The sequence below is a fragment of the Saccharibacillus sp. CPCC 101409 genome (genome assembly GCF_030518235.1).
GTDB lineage: Bacteria > Bacillota > Bacilli > Paenibacillales > Paenibacillaceae > Saccharibacillus.
In genome coordinates this window covers 133171-149666 of sequence record NZ_JAULSA010000002.1, presented here as the reverse complement: position 1 = coordinate 149666, position 16496 = coordinate 133171, and the positions used below count along the sequence as shown (strand labels likewise).

General features: G+C 55.2%; 15 protein-coding genes. 4 read left to right on the top strand and 11 right to left on the bottom strand.

What is annotated here, in order from left to right; all coding sequences use genetic code 11:
* Positions 1-307: 307 nt before the first annotated feature.
* From QWJ34_RS04940 to QWJ34_RS04925, 4 genes are all read right to left on the bottom strand, one after another.
* A complete protein-coding gene (locus QWJ34_RS04940) occupies positions 308-1282 on the bottom strand; it encodes a glycoside hydrolase family 43 protein (RefSeq protein ID WP_302725964.1) in 975 nt (324 codons plus the stop codon).
* A gap of 39 nt (positions 1283-1321) precedes the next feature.
* The gene (locus QWJ34_RS04935) at positions 1322-2179 is read right to left on the bottom strand and encodes a carbohydrate ABC transporter permease (RefSeq protein WP_483314250.1); all 858 of its coding nucleotides are present in this window, start codon (positions 2177-2179) and stop codon (positions 1322-1324) included.
* 25 nt (positions 2180-2204) lie between these two features.
* Complete coding sequence (locus QWJ34_RS04930; protein ID WP_302725963.1) at positions 2205-3098, bottom strand: carbohydrate ABC transporter permease; 894 nt, start codon at positions 3096-3098, stop codon at positions 2205-2207.
* A 119-nt stretch (positions 3099-3217) separates the two neighbouring features.
* Positions 3218-4561, bottom strand: a complete 1344-nt coding sequence (locus tag QWJ34_RS04925) for an ABC transporter substrate-binding protein (RefSeq protein ID WP_302725962.1) — start codon at positions 4559-4561, stop codon at positions 3218-3220.
* 503 nt (positions 4562-5064) lie between these two features.
* On the opposite strand from QWJ34_RS04925, the gene QWJ34_RS04920 reads away from it, so the two are divergent.
* From QWJ34_RS04920 to QWJ34_RS04910, 3 genes are all read left to right on the top strand, one after another.
* The gene (locus QWJ34_RS04920) at positions 5065-6024 is read left to right on the top strand and encodes an ArsR/SmtB family transcription factor (RefSeq protein WP_302725961.1); all 960 of its coding nucleotides are present in this window, start codon (positions 5065-5067) and stop codon (positions 6022-6024) included.
* Positions 6025-6185: 161 nt separating this feature from the next.
* A complete protein-coding gene (locus tag QWJ34_RS04915) occupies positions 6186-6506 on the top strand; it encodes a hypothetical protein (protein WP_302725960.1) in 321 nt (106 codons plus the stop codon).
* A gap of 3 nt (positions 6507-6509) precedes the next feature.
* On the top strand, positions 6510-6800 hold the full coding sequence (locus QWJ34_RS04910; RefSeq protein ID WP_302725959.1) for a type II toxin-antitoxin system RelE family toxin: 291 nt from the start codon (positions 6510-6512) through the stop codon (positions 6798-6800).
* A 103-nt stretch (positions 6801-6903) separates the two neighbouring features.
* Here the strand turns inward: QWJ34_RS04910 and QWJ34_RS04905 are convergent, their stop codons facing one another.
* The 4 genes from QWJ34_RS04905 to QWJ34_RS04890 form a co-directional block, all read right to left on the bottom strand.
* Positions 6904-8835: a beta-L-arabinofuranosidase domain-containing protein gene (locus QWJ34_RS04905; protein ID WP_302725958.1), complete on the bottom strand. Its 1932-nt coding sequence runs from the start codon at positions 8833-8835 to the stop codon at positions 6904-6906.
* Positions 8836-8863: 28 nt separating this feature from the next.
* Positions 8864-9784, bottom strand: a complete 921-nt coding sequence (locus QWJ34_RS04900) for a carbohydrate ABC transporter permease (RefSeq protein WP_302725957.1) — start codon at positions 9782-9784, stop codon at positions 8864-8866.
* A gap of 36 nt (positions 9785-9820) precedes the next feature.
* A complete protein-coding gene (locus QWJ34_RS04895; protein ID WP_483314243.1) occupies positions 9821-10783 on the bottom strand; it encodes an ABC transporter permease in 963 nt (320 codons plus the stop codon).
* A 343-nt stretch (positions 10784-11126) separates the two neighbouring features.
* On the bottom strand, positions 11127-12749 hold the full coding sequence (locus QWJ34_RS04890; RefSeq protein ID WP_302725956.1) for a type 2 periplasmic-binding domain-containing protein: 1623 nt from the start codon (positions 12747-12749) through the stop codon (positions 11127-11129).
* Positions 12750-13049: 300 nt separating this feature from the next.
* On the opposite strand from QWJ34_RS04890, the gene QWJ34_RS04885 reads away from it, so the two are divergent.
* Positions 13050-13907, top strand: coding sequence for an AraC family transcriptional regulator (locus QWJ34_RS04885; protein WP_302725955.1), 858 nt, complete (start codon positions 13050-13052; stop codon positions 13905-13907).
* Between the two features lie 343 nt (positions 13908-14250).
* Here QWJ34_RS04885 and QWJ34_RS04880 read toward each other — a convergent pair whose 3' ends face one another.
* The 3 genes from QWJ34_RS04880 to rsfS form a co-directional block, all read right to left on the bottom strand.
* Positions 14251-15039 carry a class I SAM-dependent DNA methyltransferase gene (locus QWJ34_RS04880; RefSeq protein ID WP_302725954.1) on the bottom strand — a complete coding sequence of 263 codons (789 nt, stop codon included), beginning with the start codon at positions 15037-15039 and terminating at the stop codon, positions 14251-14253.
* A gap of 165 nt (positions 15040-15204) precedes the next feature.
* Positions 15205-16149 carry a CvfB family protein gene (locus tag QWJ34_RS04875; protein WP_302725953.1) on the bottom strand — a complete coding sequence of 315 codons (945 nt, stop codon included), beginning with the start codon at positions 16147-16149 and terminating at the stop codon, positions 15205-15207.
* Positions 16146-16493, bottom strand: coding sequence for a ribosome silencing factor (gene rsfS / locus QWJ34_RS04870; protein ID WP_302725952.1), 348 nt, complete (start codon positions 16491-16493; stop codon positions 16146-16148). Before rsfS ends, QWJ34_RS04875 begins: the two co-directional genes overlap by 4 nt.
* Between the last annotated feature and the right edge of the window lie 3 nt (positions 16494-16496).

Here is a 16496-nt window from a genome sequence, read left to right as displayed (position 1 = left end):
TCCAAAAATCCGGGTAAGGTTTCAAACAGAAAATAGCGGCGCAGGTACACTTATTTCGGGCGAAACGCTTCGGTTTATTCAAATAGAGGCGCAGGTGCAATTATTCGGGCGCCAAAAGCTGAATCGAAGCGAAAAAGCTCGAAATAAATGTATGAGCGTCGTTATTTTCTCGAAAACGCAAGATTAAGCCTGAATAAGGGGCTATATGCAGCTATTTTAGCTTCGTCCGGTCAAGTCCGTCATGATGGACTCGCCCCTTCGCCTTGCCGCTCGTTTTAGTTTTCCGGCCCTTTTCGTATGCTGTCTTCTACCGGCTCTCCACGATCCGCTTATCCGGCACCGGCGCGCCGAACTCCGGCGTTCCGCCTTCGTTCCAGCCGAAGCGCTGCACCCGCGTATGCCGGTTGGGATCGTACAGCGGATCGCCTTCGATCTCCTTGTAATTGCGCGCATGGTAGACCAGCAGGTCTTCCCCGTGCTCCCCGACCGTAAAGCTGTTGTGCCCCGGTCCGTACTGCCCGTTCTTCTCGCTGGTGCGAAATACCGGTTCCGGCAGCTTGGCCCACGAAGCGGGGTCCAGCAGATCGGCGTCCGCGTCGGCCGCCAGCAGCCCCATGCAGTAATGATGGTCGGTCGCGCTCGCCGAGAACGAAACCCATACTTTCCCGCCGCGAATCAGCACGGCCGGCCCTTCGTTGACGAGAAACCCGATTTTTTCCCACTCGTATTCCGGCGTCGCGATCATGACCTGCGGGCCTTTGAGCGTCCAGCCGTTTTCCATTTCCGACAGATACAGATTGGAATTCCCTTCGATGTCCGGGTCTTTTTGCGCCCACAGATAATACCGTTTTCCCCGATGCTCGAACGACGTCGCGTCCAGCGCAAACGACTCCCAGGCCGTTATCACCTGCCCTTTTTCCGTCCACCGTCCTTCGAGCGGATTCTCCGACTCGTTCTCCAGCGCGTACATGCGATGATCGAACAGCCCGTCTCGGGTCTCCGCCGTATGTGCGGCCGCGAAGTAAACGTACCACTTCCCGTCGATCCGATGCAGCTCCGGCGCCCAGATATTCGCGCTCATCGGGCCTTCCGCGGGCTTGCGCCAGATCGCCGCGGGTTCCGCCGTCCGCAGACCTTCCAGCGTGCGGGAACGACGCAGCTCGATCCGGTCGTATTCCGGCACCGACGCCGTGAAGTAATAATAGCCGTCGTCGTGCTTCACAATAAAAGGGTCCGCCCTCTGCTCGATCAGCGGATTGGCATAATCTTCGAATACATCCATCGTATCGCTCTCCTCGTCCAGTGAAATCGCGCCTCCGTTTTACCCTTTTACCGCGCCCGCCGTCATCCCGTCGATAAAGTATTTCTGGAACGCCACAAACAAAATAAAAATCGGGATAATCGAGAAAAACGAGCCTACGATCAGCAGATCGTAATTGTTGCCGTACGGCGTCAGCAGCGTTTTGAGCCCGATCGGCAGCGTATATTTGCGTTCGTCGCTCAGCACCATAAACGGCCACAGGAAGTTGTTCCAGCTGTTCATCCCGTTCAGGATCGCCATCGCCGCGAACGACGGCTTCATGATCGGCAGGATCAGCCGCAAATAGATGCCGTATTCGCTCGCTCCGTCCACGCGCCCGGCCGCGATGATTTCTTTGGGGATGCCGCTCAGGTACTGCCGGAAAAAGAAAATCGTCGCCGCGCTCGCGATGCCGGGCAGCACGATCGCCGAGTACGTATTCATCAGATGCAGATTGAAAATAAGCGTGTACAGCGGCAGCAGCAGGATCTCGAACGGCACCATCATAATCAGCAGCACGCAGATAAACAAAAAGTTTTTCCCTTTGAACTCGTAAGCCGAGAATCCGTAAGCCACCGTCGCGCTGACGATCAACGTGAGCGCCACCTGGACCACGGTCAGCAGCAGCGAGTTGAAAAACCACGTAAAATAAGCGTGCTCGCCGGTAAACAGATACGTATAATTGCTCAGGCTCATCACGGACAGATCGAATTTCAAATTCAGCCCGTACCGGATCAGTTCTTCGCCGGGTTTGAACGAAGCGAGCGCGATCGCATAGAACGGGATGAGGATCAGCCCGCACAGCAGGACAAACAGCACCAGCAGCAGAATTTTGAGCGGAAGCTCTTTTCTCACCCGGATCGTCGAACTTTCTTTCATGTTCAGCGCGGCTTCTTTCTTCATGTCAATCCTCCTTCTTGAACAGGCCGGAGAAGGCGAGCTGGATCATATTGATCGTCATCGCCAGCACCAGCAGCACGATGCCGACCGCCGCCGCGTAACCGAGATTGCTTTTCTCGATCCCCTGGCGGTACAGGTAGCCGACGATCGTCAGGCCGATATTTTTCGGAGAATTGTTGCCGTTCCACAGCATCAGACTTTCGATAAACATCGCGAGTCCCGCATAGATGCTGATCGTCAGTACGTAGATCGTCGTCGGCTTGAGCAGCGGCATGGTAATCATGCGGAATTTCTGCCAGGCCGAAGCTCCGTCGATCGAAGCGGCTTCGTAGAAATCGTCCGGAATACTTTTGAGTCCCGACAGGAAGTACAGCATATTGACCCCGAGCCAGCGCCATGTCGCCAGAGCGAGCAGCGCGATAAAGCCCGTGACCTGGCCTTTGAGGAATTTGACCGGCTCGATGCCGAACCAGCCCAGGAAGCTGTTGATCAGCGAACTGTCCATCTCCCCGAACATCAGGCGGAAGACGGTGCCGGCCACCACGACGGAAGTCAGCGCGGGGAAGAACAGCGACGATTTGAAAAATTCGCGTCCCCACATAAATTTGTTGTTGATCAGCACGGCCAGCAGCATCGGCAGCGGGATCAGGATCAGCAGCGTGCAGAGCATATACACCGCGCTGTTCATCACGGCTTTCAGAAAAATTTTGTCGCCCAGCAGCTTGGTGTAATTGTCCAGCCCCACCCACTGCGCGTCCTGTCCCAGCGTGATTTTCTGGAAACTCATCGTGACGGAACTGCCCAGCGGATAGATCCAGAACACCAGGAATACCAGCACAAACGGCAGTACGAACACGTAGGGAGCCACTTTTTGCGAGTACAGGAATCGTTTGATCATCGCTTTCGCACCTTCTTTTGAACGGAAAACCGCCGCCGCGGGCCGAAAATCTCCTGCGCGGCAGGCGGAATCCCGTTATGATTGAAAATTTTCCGCAGGCCGGTTCGGCGCTGCCGAAGTTATTGAAGATCCTGCTCGACCTGGGCCTGCGCGTCGTCCAGCGCCTGCTTGATGTCTTTGCCGTCTTCGAAGATTTCGTTCAGCGTCACGGTATTCAGCACGTTGTTGATGGTAGGCGACGCTTCCGTCGATTTGATCAGCTGGATTTCATCCTTGATCTCGTTCAGTACGTCGAACGGATTGTTCTCGAAGTACTGCACGAATTCGTTGTCCGGATTGTGCGTCACGTCTTCCATATCCCACACCGCCATATTGACCGGGTCGAAGCCCAGCGTGTCCCAGATCGCGATATTGCCTTCTTCGGACAGCTTGGCGTAAGCGACGAATTCTTTGGCGAGCTGTACGTCTTTGGCCGTTTTAGTCACGACCGTGCCGGTGCCGCCGCCTCCGTACGATCTCGGCATGCCTTTCTCGATCACCGGAATCGGCCCGATCGCGATCTTGCCTTTGAGATCCGGCATGTAGTTGGTATAGCGCGACATTTCCCACAGCGGCATGAAGGCGGTTGCATAATTGCCGGAATTGAACTCGCCGTACGCTTCTTCCGTATCCGGCTGTCCGCCCGCGATCGTGGCGATCACGTTGTTGTCTTGAAGATCTTTAAGCACGGTCAGGCCTTTCAGCATTTCCGGCGAATTGATCTGCGGCTTGCCGGAGGCGTCGGTGTAATCGGATTTCTGCTGCGCCAGCATCATCGACGTTTGCCAGTTGGCGCTTGTATCGGCGGTGCCCATGTATTTGCCCGTTTTCTCGTAGACCTGCATGCCGGCTTTTTTGAAGTCGTCCCAGGTTTCGATCGTTTTGTAGTCCACGCCCGCTTCGTCCAGAATCTCGGTATTGTAAAAAGCGACCGAAGCGCCGACGTGGGTGGTGGCTCCGTAGACCTGGCCGTCTTTGCTGTACAGGTCGAGCTGCGAAGGCACGATGGTGTCTTTGTACGGCTCGATCACGTCGTTCAGCGATTCGAGCTGCGGGGTGCCTTTGAGGAAATCCGGGAATTTGCCGATCTCGATATCCGCGATATCCGGCGCGCCCGTGCCGGTTTGCAGCGCGATCGACAGCTTGTTGTGCATATCGTCGTACGGCATAACCGTGACGTTCAGCTTGATCTGCCGGTCCGGATTCTTCTCGTTCCACTTGGCCAGCATGTCTTCGAAAAATTTCCCGTGCAGCTCGACGAACGTCCAGTAGGACAGCTCGGTCGCATTCTCGCCGGCTCCGGCGTCGATCACGGACTTTTCGCCCGCGGCGCCGGTTGCAGAAGAAGACGTACTTTTTCCGCATCCCGCCAGAGCGAGCAGCAGCGCGCACAGCGTCAGTACGATGAATCCTTTTTTGATCATGATTGACCCTCCCGAAAATAAGTTTGGCTGTCGATTTGCTCCATAAACCGCCCGGATTCCGTCCGCTTCTTCGTTTGTTTTATGTATGCGCGAGTTACAAAAGCTGCGGCTGTTTTTTCGCGCGTTTTCGCGGGCCGGCTGCTCCTTTCTTTTGTTTTAGATTAATATAAAATAATTCAATAAAAACTAAATGTATCCGCTTGCAGGAATAAAATAACATATGGATTTCACCTTGTAAACTCCTAAATTTAAACTTATACAGGAACAAAGCAAGTCATTATAGATTTTTATTCCAACTTAAACGATCATACGTTCCCTTTTTATAATATCATTTATTTTAGTTTTATTTGAATTAAACAAGCCTTTCTGGATAGTTTATTCCTTTAATTTTACATTTTTTATTTTTTGTTTGGATAACTTATGCTTTTCGCGGCTTTACTTTTATACTATTCTAAAATAGAAAAGCGTTTCAGAACCCTTCTCGGACAGAAAGGAAGCTGCCTGTGATCTATATCAAAGACCTGATGAGCGGGATCGATATTTTCAAAGCGCTGAGTTCCGAAATCCGGATTCAGATCCTGGAGCTGCTGGCCGGCAGCGAAGAACTCAACCTGAACGAGCTCGCGCGGCGGCTGAAGCTCAGCAACGGCGCGATTACGCTGCACGTCAAAAAGCTGGAGGAAAGCGGACTGATCGAGATCCGCACGGCGGGCGGCAAGCATGGCCTGCAAAAATTGTGCTATCTCAACAAAGACAAGCTGATGGTCGATCTCAAAAGCAAAGACGCGGACAATCTGTACGAGGTGGAAATCCAGGTTGGCCATTACAGCGACTACAAAGCGCTGCCGACGTGCGGTTTGTCCACCAAGGACAGCATTATCGGCGATTTCGACGATCCGCGCTACTTTGCCGATCCGCAGCGGATTCACGCCGAAATGATCTGGCTGGCGGAAGGCTTCGTCGAATACCGGATTCCGAATTATCTCAAAGCCAACCACAGCTTCCGCGAGATCCAGCTGTCGCTGGAAATCGGCTCGGAAGCGCCGGGCTACAATAATCACTATCCGTCGGATATTTACTTCTCGATCAACGGCATCGAACTGGGCTGCTGGACCAGCCCCGGCGATTTCGGCGACGTGCGCGGCACGTTCAATCCCGACTGGTGGCCGCCGCATCTCAATCAGTACGGCATGCTCAAGCTGATTCGCATCAACGGCGAAGGCAGCTTTATCGACGGCTGCCGCATCTCGGACACGACGCTTCGGGATATCCGGCTCGATTACCGGAGCGAGCTGACGTTTCGGATCGCGGTAACGGACGGGCCGGTGAACAAACGCGGATTGACGCTGTTCGGCCGGCACTTCGGCAATTACGGCCAGCACCTGCTGGCGCGGGTCTTATACGATGTGCACGAAGGCGAAGTTCAGGCTTCGGCGAAGCCTGTGGAGACGGTGGCAAAGTGAAGAAAAGCACTCATTATATACAGAATGATTCGTTTAAAACCTTGCTTTAATCACTCATAATGATCCATATAACTTTAAATCTTTTAAATTTATTGCGCGAAAAAGACTTTTAAAAGCTTTTTAAAAGTCTTATAATAAATTTAAATAAAGGAGCTGATGAAATGGGAATGAGAATACTCGATATTCCGACTACCTCGATTTCGGATGTGAAACGTTCGCCTATGGAAGTTTTTGAAAAAGCGGCTCAAGAAGCGGCCGGCGTTTACGTGTTTAATCGCGAAAAAATTGCCGGCGTTATGATTACTCAAAAACAATACGAGTCTTTGAATCGGGAAATAGAAGATCTCTACGAACAATTAGCGGATTTGATTGCTGAAAAACGGCTGCTGACTCAAAACATTTCCACCTTTTCAGATGAGGAAGTGCGGGGTACGACCGCAACCGAATTCACTGTTATCGATGAAGAAGACGGGTGGGAATGATCGTTGTATGAGATTGAATGGACCGAGTATTCAAAAGCGGATTACGAAGATCTTGACGGCAGCCAAAAAATCTTTGTCGATAAAGCCATAAACCGGATCAAGGGTAGAGGAATGGAAGCCGGCGAATCGCTTCACGGCAATTTGTCACAGTGCAATAAATTGAAACACAAAAAAATGGGTCTTCGAATCATTTTCAGGGAAGTTGAAGGAACGATACAATTGATTCAGATTGTAGTTATCGGAAAGCGAGATAAGAAAAAGGTTTATAAGACTGCCGAAGAACGATTAAAATAAGGTCTGTTCTCAGTACGGCGGCCTTTCCCTGAAATTTTTCAGGGAAAGGCCGCTTATGTTTCGCAGGCGCATTACGGCTGGATGAAACGGCTGCCAACGCTCCTCAACCGGGTTCTTCCCCGTCCGTATGGCCGACTCTGCGGTCTTCTTTGGCGGTGATCCGATTGTACATGTAGTACCAGCGCATCGCGGGGATGCGGTAGTAGGGGGTGAACGTTCGCGTCAGGTGGTCGTAGCCGGCGACATGGCCCGGGCGTGTTTCGAACCGGTACGGCTCGTTGTTCTCCGATGCAGGCAGCGGAGAGATCCAGTCCGCCGGTTCTTCGGCGTCGCCGACGAAGCGGGTCATGGCGTCCGCCGCCAGTACGAGCGGGCCGTAGGTCAGCGCCGCGATCTCCGGATTCGCCGCGTCTACCGGTTTGAACTTCAGCGCGAACGGCAGGTCCAGTTCGATCCGGTCGCCGTCCCGCCACTTACGGTCCAGCACGGCCCATTGTCCGGGCGCAAGCGCCGCATCCTGGCGTTCGCCGTTTATGCGCAGTACGCTGCGCTCGTCCGCCCAGGACGGGATGCGCAGACGCAGCGCGAACGCGGCGTACCTGTCCGCGCTGCGCGGCGCTTCGTCCGCGCCGCCTGCGCTCACGGTCTCTCCGATCCCGATCGTCAGCACGATCGGAGCTTCGTTTTCCGGAAACGCCGATTCGTTGCGCAGCTCCACCTGCGTTTCTCCGACGTTCCAGCTCACGCGCGACGGCAAATACTGCGAGACGTACAGCCCGCCTTCGTCCCGGTAATACAGCATATTGGCGTATTCCGCCACATCCTGCGGGAAGGTGCCGGTGCAGCACTGCCATTCGAACGATTGACCGCCTTCCTGCAGGCGGCGGTCTTCGGTCGTTTTGATGCCGCCGTCGAGGAAGTAATTGGCGTAATACATCACTTTGCCGCCGGGCTCGACGGGAAGCTGCGCGCCGGTGCCGTTGTACAGCATCCGCTCCGCCCACTCCCCGTATTTCGCTTCGCCCGTAAACCGCAGCAGATAATGGCACAGCTTGAACACCGCCCAGGCGCAGCAGGACACTTCGCAGCTGCCCCAGGTATCGTCGCGCGTCACTTCATTGCCGGTAAAGTTGGTGTAGGTCAGGCTGGAGCGCGAAGCGTCCCAGGTCGACTTGAGCGAATCGCCGAGATAGCCTTCCGCATCGGCGAACAAACACTCCGCCGGCCCGTAGCCGCCGGTCGCGAAGGTATGCTTCGCCGTAATCTCGTCGTACGCGATCTTCATCGCGTTCAGGTAGCGCTCGTCGCCCGTCGCTTCGTACGCCCGCGCCGCGCTGGACAGACTGTTCACCTGGCTGTACGCGTGGCGCGGCCCGATGCGGAAGTCTCCGTCCAGCAGCTTGTCCCACAGATAAGCGTAATCCCATTCTCGCGCGAAATCGGCAAAATCTTCGTCTCCGGTCAGCAGATAAGCGCGGTACAGATTCTCCGGCAGCGTATACCATTCGATCATACGATTGCTCCACAGCTCGCGGTCCTGGAGCCCGTCGCGCTTGATATCTTTTTTGAAACGCCGCCGCGCGGCTTGCGTCAATCGGGACAAATGCGGCAGAATGCGCCCGTAGTCCAGGTATTCGTACAGGTCGAGAAAACCGCCCAGCAGCTTGTCGTACACATACGTATCGTGGTCGTACAGCTTATCCGAGATTTCCGCGCATTCCGCCCAGCCGTCCGCAAGCCTTAGCGCTTTCTGCTTCAACCGATCGTCGCCGGTGACGAGGTGCAGTTTGGCGAACGCGCCGAGCTTCTGCCCGAACGTGCTCGCTCCCGCGCCGTACCAGCCGGCCAGTCCGTGCCCTTCCGGACGCAGCCCCGCTTTTTGCCGGAAAATATGCAGCAGGTCGTCGTCCGGTATGCCCAGATACGTCTCGATCGTTTGGTCGCGCTGGCGTTTCCAGTGTCCCGCGCCGAGTTCGACGTTCCGGTAATCGAATCCGCGCAGCGCATCCGGCGTTTTTGGCATGGTTTTGCGCATAACCTTCCCTCCTTTCCCGCTTTCGCAATCAGCCTTTGACCGAACCGATCATCACGCCTTTGTCGAAATATTTCTGGATAAACGGGTACACCAGCAGGATCGGCAGCGTGGACACGATAATGACGCCGTATTTCACCTGGTCCGCATACTGCTGGGCGTAACCGCCCGCCGCGCCTCCGGCGCCCGCTCCCTGCGAGAATACCTGGTTGGACAGCAGGATATCGCGCAGCACGATCTGGAGCGGCTGGAGATTGTTGCTGCGGATATAGATCAAGCCGGTGAAGAAATCGTTCCAGTGCGCCACCAGATAATACAGCCCGATAACCGATACGATGGCTTTGGACAGCGGCATCACGACCGAGAAAAAATATTTGAAATGCGAGCAGCCGTCCATCGCCGCGGCTTCGTACAGTTCTTTGGGAATCGAACTTTCGAAAAAAGACCGCGCGATAATCAGGTTGTACACATTGACGCTGAACGGCAGGATAAACACCCACATGGTATTGATCATATGCAGGTCTTTCATCAGCAGGTAAGTGGGAATCAGCCCGCCGCCGAAGAACAGGGTAAGTACGAACGCGAACATCAGGAAGCGTCTGGCGCGGAACTCCGGCCGGGACAGCACATAAGCGGCGGGCAGCGTGAACAGCAGATTGACCGCCGTGCCGAGCACCGTATACAGGATCGTATTGCCGTAACCGGTCCAGATGCGCGTGTCTTTGAAGATTTCCGAATAGCCGAAGAAACTGATATCCTTGGGAAAAATCGTGACCTGCCCGATCGAAACGAGCGTGGAGTTGCTGACCGAAGCGATAATGACGAAATAGAGCGGATAGACGATACTGAGAAAGATCAGCACGCATACCGCAATCACCAGCGCGTCGAATATCCATTCGCCAAAATTGCGTTTATGCGCCGCCGCTTTTTGTTTGTTTTGCACGAGCTGCATACAGGTTGTTCTCCTTTCTCCTCCGGTCCGCCCGCGTTACCACAGGCTGGTCTCCGACGTTCTTCTGGCAATCAGGTTCATCGTATACAGGAAAAAGAAATTGATCAGCGTGTTGAACAGCCCGATCGCCGCCGAATAACTGAACTGGTTGCTGACGATCCCGATCTTGTACACGTAGGTGGAGATGACTTCGGATACCGGCAGATTGAGCGCGTTTTGCATCAGGAAGACTTTTTCGAAACCGGTGCTGAGCACGCTGCCCATACTGAGCACGAACAAAATGATAATCGTCGGAATCAGCGCCGGAATTTCGATATGACGAACGGTCTGCCAGCGGCTGGCCCCGTCGATCTTCGCCGCGTCGTACAGCTGCGGATCGACCGTGGACAGCGCCGCCAGGTAGATGATGCTGTTCCACCCGCAGTGCTGCCAGATCTCGGACAGAACGTACACGGGCACAAAAGTCTTCGTCGAACCGAGCAGATTGATATCGCCCAGTCCCATCGAGCTCAGGATATGGCCGATTACGCCGGAGTTCGGGGACAGCAGCACGTTCAGCAGGCCCACCATCACGACGATCGAGATAAAGTGCGGCAGATACACCGTCGTTTGCAGCGACTTCTTGGCCCGCTTCCAGCGCACCTGGTTGATCAGCAGCGCCAGGATAATCGGAGCCGGGAAGCTGAGCACGACGGTGGACAAACTGATGACGATCGTATTTTTCATCAGCGAAGCGAACTGGAAACTTTCGAAGAACTGCCGGAAATAGAACAGCCCGCGCCACTCGCCGCCGGTCAGTCCTTTGGCGAAATTGTAGTCGCGGAACGCGAGCTGGATGCCGTACATCGGGATGTAGTTAAATATAAAGATCACGACGATCGCGGGCAGAATCATGACCCACAGCTGATAGTCGCGTTTGAAAGTATTGAGCACGGTCGGCTTGCGGCGTTTGTAAGCGCGCAGATTGACCGGATGTTCGTACGGGTTTTTCGGTACCATCGTATCCTTCCTTTCTGCAGGAAAATGGGCGGTCGTGCGGGATGGGTTGAGAAAATGCTAAATTCGAAAAAGCCGGGCTGCGAGGGAAATTCGTTAGCGTAGGCTTACGAGGTGTCTTTCTTCGAAAGACTTTAAGTCGCGTGTTGAAATCGGGAATGTATATTGGATTTAAGTGGTGCATTCCCGATTTCAAAGGCGAACGCTATCGTATTGCTTTCGAAGTGACTTTCTCCGAAAGTCTGTAGCTCCTACACGAACATCCCTCTCCGCTTTTCAAGCCTTTTTTATAGGCATTTTCCCAACCCGCTTCGCTTCTACACACAACCCGAGCCAAATCTCCCGCTTAATTTTTACTCATATAGTCGTCGTAATATTTTTGGATGATCTCGATATTTTTCTCGACTCCGGTTTGTTTGACGTTGGCGACATAGCCGTCCCATTCGTTCTCGACGCCGCCTTCGGTGATCCACTGCGCCCATTTCGCCATGGTCAGCGACAGCATCGCGGTGTTGTTCAGGCTCATCGCATTGTTGTCTTCGACGCTGTATTTGATAAACATGCTCGGCAGGACGTCCTTTTTCTTGTCGACGGCGTCCAGCGCGGCTTTGAGGGGTTCGGTTTCTTTGCCGACCGCCTGCATGTCCGTGCCCAGCGTCAGTTTGAGCGAATCGGCGATATACATCGGGCCGTTATCCGCCCAGGTGCTGGTCCATTTCCAGGTGCCCGGGTCCATCGCGGAATCTTCGGGAGGCAGCACCGCGAACGAGCCGTCGCCGTTATCTTTGATATTCGTGCCGAGCGAGCCGAACAGCACCTGCATGCTCACTTCCGGATCGTACAGCTCGTTGATGAATTTCATCGCGGCTTCTTTGTTTTTGGATCGCGACGACATCTGGACCATATTCACGCCGTAGTTGAGCGAGTTGTAATCGTAGTTCCAGGACAGGTCGCCGCCGGAGCTTGCGTTCATCTTGAGCGGGGACATGGATGCGTACTGCGGAGCGAGCGTGTTGCCGACCCGGTCCGTGACTTCCCAGCCCCAGGTAAAGCCGACCGCCGCCGTGTCGCCGCTGCCGCGCGCCACCGACTGGTACTTGGTATAATCCTGCGTGAATACTTCGGGATTGATCAGGCCGGCCGCGAAGCATTTGTGCAGGAAAGCGACTACATTTTTATAGCGCTCGTCGATAAAAAAGTTTTTGACCTGGCCGTCTTCGACGAAGTAGCCCTGGCCGCTGTTATCGGTCAGCGTCATGCCCTGGCTGCCCAGCAGCACGGTCGGCATAAACGCCCCGAAACCGCCCGTTCCGCTCGGCGCGAAGTCCAACGGGATCTCGTCGTTCTTGTCCCCGTTGCCGTTGGCGTCTTCGTCTTTGAACGCGACCAGCACATCGTACAGCTCGTCCCAATCGGTCGGCATATCGAGCTTCAGGTTGTCCAGCCACTGCTGGTTGATAAACTGCCGCGTGGTCGTGTCCGGCCAGAACCGCTGGTACTTGGGCAGCCCGTAGATTTTGCCGTCGAGCTGGGTCGCGATGACCTTGGTTTCCGGCTTGGCGTCGAACATGGCCTGCACATTCGGTCCGTACTGCTGGATCAGCGGCGTCAGGTCTTCGAACAGTCCCTGGAACTGCGCGAAGTCGGCGTCGGTGATCGAGTTGGGGCCGATGATGAGATCCGGGATATCGCCGCCCGCGAGCAGCGTGCCTTTTTTCTGATCCCAATCCGCGCTGACTTCCTGCCATTCGATCTCCACGCCGGCCTTCTCTTCCGCTTTTTGCAGCCATTCCATTTTGGAAAATTCCTGCGTCAGCGGGTGCTTGGTCATAATCGCCGTCAGTTTGACTTTGCCGTTCGTGGTCGTTTCCCCGCTCTGCTGATCGCTGGCGTCGCCGCCGCTTCCGCAGCCCGACAGCAGTCCGGCTCCGAGCGTCAGCGCCGTCAGTACCGCCCAACTTTTTTTCATTGCCGATCCCCTCCGTTTTCGAAATGTGGTTTTTGACACCCTTTATTGAATACGCTTACATCGAAACCTAAAAAATTTTCTTTCTGTGGCCCGCCCCTTTCCTCGCTTTGCGTGTTGCGTTTGGCTGATTTCAGATTAATCTCAACCGCGCTTCGGAAAAATAGTTTAAAGTTCGAATAAGTGTCAAAAGGTTAGCTTTGCGGCGGCGGTCTCTGGCGGTCAAATGCGTTTTGTGATAGCGTTATTTTAGGGACTTTTTTTCAAAAAAAAGATAAAAATCAGACAAAGGAGGCCTCCTTGATGATTGCCTACGAGCTGTCCGTCGATACGCCCGTCGAGCTGGCGATTACCGGAAAATTCGTCGCGCCGGACGCCAATTGGATTCATTTGAGCCGAACTTTGACCGATTACGAGCTGATGGTGGTGACCGAAGGCGTGCTTTACCTGGCGGGCGGCGCCCAGCGTTTCACCGTTTCCAAAGGCGAGTTCCTGCTGCTGGCCCCGTCTACGGAGCAGTACGGCTACCAGGTATCGGAGTGCAGTTTCTACTGGCTGCATTTCTCCGTCAAGGAAGCGTCCGTCCTGTCGGACGAGCTTCCGGAAGCGCCTGCGAACCTGGAAGACCAGAAGATCGTGCTGCCGCGCTACGGAAAACTCAAAAGCCTGGAGAAAATGATCGTGATGATGAAGCAGCTTCAGGACTCCGTCCGCAGCTACAACACCACCGCGCTGAACAATTATATGTCCACGGTCATTTTATGCGAATTGTACAACCAGCTGTTCTGCGCGGAAACGAACCCGGTTCGCAAGACCAAGCAGGAGCAGCTGTATCACGATATCGTCGATTACATCAAATGGAGCCGGGGAGAACCGGTCAAAGTTTCGCAGATCGCGGAAGTGTTCGGCTACAACGAGAAATATTTGTCGCATCTGTTCTCTTCAATCTCCGGCGTGTCGCTCAAGCAGTATATTCTCCAGCAGAAAATGGAGCTCGCCAAATATCTGCTGATCGACACCAACCAGAACGTCAGCGAAGTATCCGTCCAGCTCGGCTATACGGATTCGCACAATTTTATGAAAGCGTTTAAAAAGATCGTGGGCCTGACGCCGACCGATTTCCGCAACGCTTACGCCAAACGGCTGCTGTTTTACGAATAAACCGGAGTTCTCCGAAAAAATAATGGAATTGAAAAAAGGACCGAGTTTCCCGGGGGAAATCGGTCCTTTTTCAAGAAAATCCTGTTCGTAAAAAAAGCTCGGGGGCTGCGCGGAAAATTCGTTACGGTCGCGTGTTGAAATCGGGAAATTAGATAGGATTATAGGCGGAGATTTCCCGATTTCAAAGGCGAACGCTATCGCTCCTTCACTGAATTTTCCGCTCCGCTTATGCTTCGTTTACAACCTGACTTTCTCAACACATTAAAGACCGAGTTTCTCGAGGGGAATCGGTCCTTTTTTATGGAAGACGATCGCTATTCGAAGCTTCCCTTTGAGATCGGGTTCAGCGGACGGCGACGTAGAAAAGGCGTTCGGAGCCTTCTTCGGGCGCCTGCCATTCGAAATCGGCGTAGACTTCGGCGCGGGAGAAGCCGGCGCGGAGCAGAGCCGCTTTGAGCCAATCGGGGTCGTAAGCGCGTTCGATATGCACTTCGTCGAAGCGGTCGTAGGCCGCTTCGGAGCGAGCAGCGGTTTGCGCATCTTCGCCGCGGCGAACGAAGATGCGCAGATGATGTTCGATTTCGGTGCGTTCTTCGTCCAGGCCGCAGGTCCAGATGTACGAGATGCCGTCTTCGTCGTAGACGAAAGGCTGCTCTGCTTCGTAGCGGCGCAGCGTATCGGGATGATGCACGTCGAACAGGAACGTTCCGCCCGGTTTCAAGCCGGCGTAAGTCGCGCGGAAGGTATCTTCGATCTGCTCCGGTTCGGTCAGGTAGTTCAGGCAGTCGCAGAACGAGATAACGGAATCGACCGGCTCGGGCGCCGCCCACTCCGTCATGTCCTGCTGCACGAATCGGAGTTCCCCGCCGCGCAGCAGTCCCTGGAGCGGAGGACGTTCTTCGGCTTTGGCGCGGGCGACCGCCAGCATGTCTTCCGACAGGTCGATGCCCGTCACGGCATACCCTTCCTGCGCCAGCAGCGCGGTCAGCGTGCCGGTGCCGCAGCCCAGCTCCACGACTTCGCGCGGACGCCCGAATTTATCCCAGGCTTCCTGCGCGAATCTTTTCCACTTCGCATACGGCATATCCTGCATCAGCTCGTCGTACACGTATGCGAACTTTCCGTAAGACATTCGTTTCCCTCCCTGTGCTTCCATCCAGCAAAAAAAGCGGCTCTTCCCGATGGAAAAATCCGCTTCTCGCCAATCCGGTGCTACCTTTCAAGCCGCCTGTCGGCTCTGCCGCTCCGCAGTCCCCAAGACCGCAAATTCGCCGCAAAGACAAGGCGGATCTATCGTTTATTGACGATCCGAATCTTCGCCCCGCGCCGCTTGGTCCCCGGTGGACGATTCGCCGTCCGCCTGCTTGAGGCGCGTCCAGTTCTCGTCCTGCTCGATCAGTCCCTGCTTCATCAGCCGGCCGAGCGCGCGCTTGAACGCCGCTTTGCTGATGCCGAAGCGCAGCTTGACGATATCCGGCGCGGTGCGGTCCGAATACGGCATCGCGCCGCCGTCGCGGCCGCGCATAAAGGCCAGGATGCGCTCCGCATCCTCGTCCATGCCGATTTCTTTGGGCTGCGCCATAGACAGGTTCACGCGCCCGTCTTCTTCGCGCACGCGCGCGACGCGCACGTCGAGCACTTCGCCCAGACGCAGCGGACGCGGACGTTCCGACGAATGGATCAGGCCAAGCGCGCCGAAGCCGAGCACGCCGCCGTCGACGATCACGAACGTGCCCATTTGCAGCGGACGGTAGACCGTCGCTTTCATCCACTGGTTCTTCCACGAATCCGGAGCGCTAAAGCACAGCGGAGCCAGTTCTTCCTCGCCGGATGTCCGGGCAAGCAGACGTCCCTGCTTGTCGCGGTCCATCCGCACAAAGACGCGGTCGCCGACTTCCGGCTGAAGCTCCGGCGTTTCCGGCAGCTCGCGCTTGGGCAGCAGCAGCTGGCGGCCGAGGCCCATTTCCAGGAAGCAGCCGAGCCGCGGATGGATATCCGCCACTTCCAGCGCGGCGATCCCGCCGAATGTCAGCAGCGGTTTTTTCATCGTGGCGATCAGCCGGTCTTCGGAGTCGTGATGGATAAACACTTCGGCTTCCTGCCCGTTTCTGAACTTCATGTTGCCGGTGCGCTCGGTATAAGGCAGCAGCACTTCCTCTTCCCCGTTGGTCAGGAAAAAGCCGTGCGGCGAGACTTCTCTCGCCACTTTCAGCTTCACGATCGTGCCCGCTTCGAGACTCATACCGTTTCCACCACTTTGGCGTCGGACCAGACGCGTTCGATATTGTAATATTCGCGTTCGTCGCGATGGAAGATGTGCACGATCACGTCGCCCAGATCCATCAGCACCCAGCGGGCCGAGTCCATGCCTTCGATGCCGCGGATCGTCGCGCCGGCGTCCAGCGCGCGCTTGCGCACTTCGGAAGCAATCGCCTGGACCTGGGTGTCGGAGTTACCGTGGCAGATCACGAAGTAGTCGGCGACCAGCGAGATGCCGTTCAGGTCGAGCGCGACGATATTCATCGCTTTCTTGTCCGCGGCGGCTTCCGTCGCGAGGTGAAGCAGTTCTTTCGGTTTTACAGTCATTCG

What these genes read in the sequence shown, in the direction of transcription:
- QWJ34_RS04940 (WP_302725964.1), bottom strand. Translation starts at nt 1,282, where the DNA reads ATGGATGTATTCGAAGATTATGCCAATCCGCTGATCGAGCAGAGGGCG.
- QWJ34_RS04935 (WP_483314250.1), bottom strand. Translation starts at nt 2,179, where the DNA reads ATGAAAGAAAGTTCGACGATCCGGGTGAGAAAAGAGCTTCCGCTCAAA.
- QWJ34_RS04930 (WP_302725963.1), bottom strand. Translation starts at nt 3,098, where the DNA reads ATGATCAAACGATTCCTGTACTCGCAAAAAGTGGCTCCCTACGTGTTC.
- QWJ34_RS04925 (WP_302725962.1), bottom strand. Translation starts at nt 4,561, where the DNA reads ATGATCAAAAAAGGATTCATCGTACTGACGCTGTGCGCGCTGCTGCTC.
- QWJ34_RS04915 (WP_302725960.1), top strand. Translation starts at nt 6,186, where the DNA reads ATGGGAATGAGAATACTCGATATTCCGACTACCTCGATTTCGGATGTG.
- QWJ34_RS04905 (WP_302725958.1), bottom strand. Translation starts at nt 8,835, where the DNA reads ATGCGCAAAACCATGCCAAAAACGCCGGATGCGCTGCGCGGATTCGAT.
- QWJ34_RS04900 (WP_302725957.1), bottom strand. Translation starts at nt 9,784, where the DNA reads ATGCAGCTCGTGCAAAACAAACAAAAAGCGGCGGCGCATAAACGCAAT.
- QWJ34_RS04895 (WP_483314243.1), bottom strand. Translation starts at nt 10,783, where the DNA reads ATGGTACCGAAAAACCCGTACGAACATCCGGTCAATCTGCGCGCTTAC.
- QWJ34_RS04890 (WP_302725956.1), bottom strand. Translation starts at nt 12,749, where the DNA reads ATGAAAAAAAGTTGGGCGGTACTGACGGCGCTGACGCTCGGAGCCGGA.
- QWJ34_RS04885 (WP_302725955.1), top strand. Translation starts at nt 13,050, where the DNA reads ATGATTGCCTACGAGCTGTCCGTCGATACGCCCGTCGAGCTGGCGATT.
- QWJ34_RS04880 (WP_302725954.1), bottom strand. Translation starts at nt 15,039, where the DNA reads ATGTCTTACGGAAAGTTCGCATACGTGTACGACGAGCTGATGCAGGAT.
- QWJ34_RS04875 (WP_302725953.1), bottom strand. Translation starts at nt 16,149, where the DNA reads ATGAGTCTCGAAGCGGGCACGATCGTGAAGCTGAAAGTGGCGAGAGAA.
- rsfS (WP_302725952.1), bottom strand. Translation starts at nt 16,493, where the DNA reads ATGACTGTAAAACCGAAAGAACTGCTTCACCTCGCGACGGAAGCCGCC.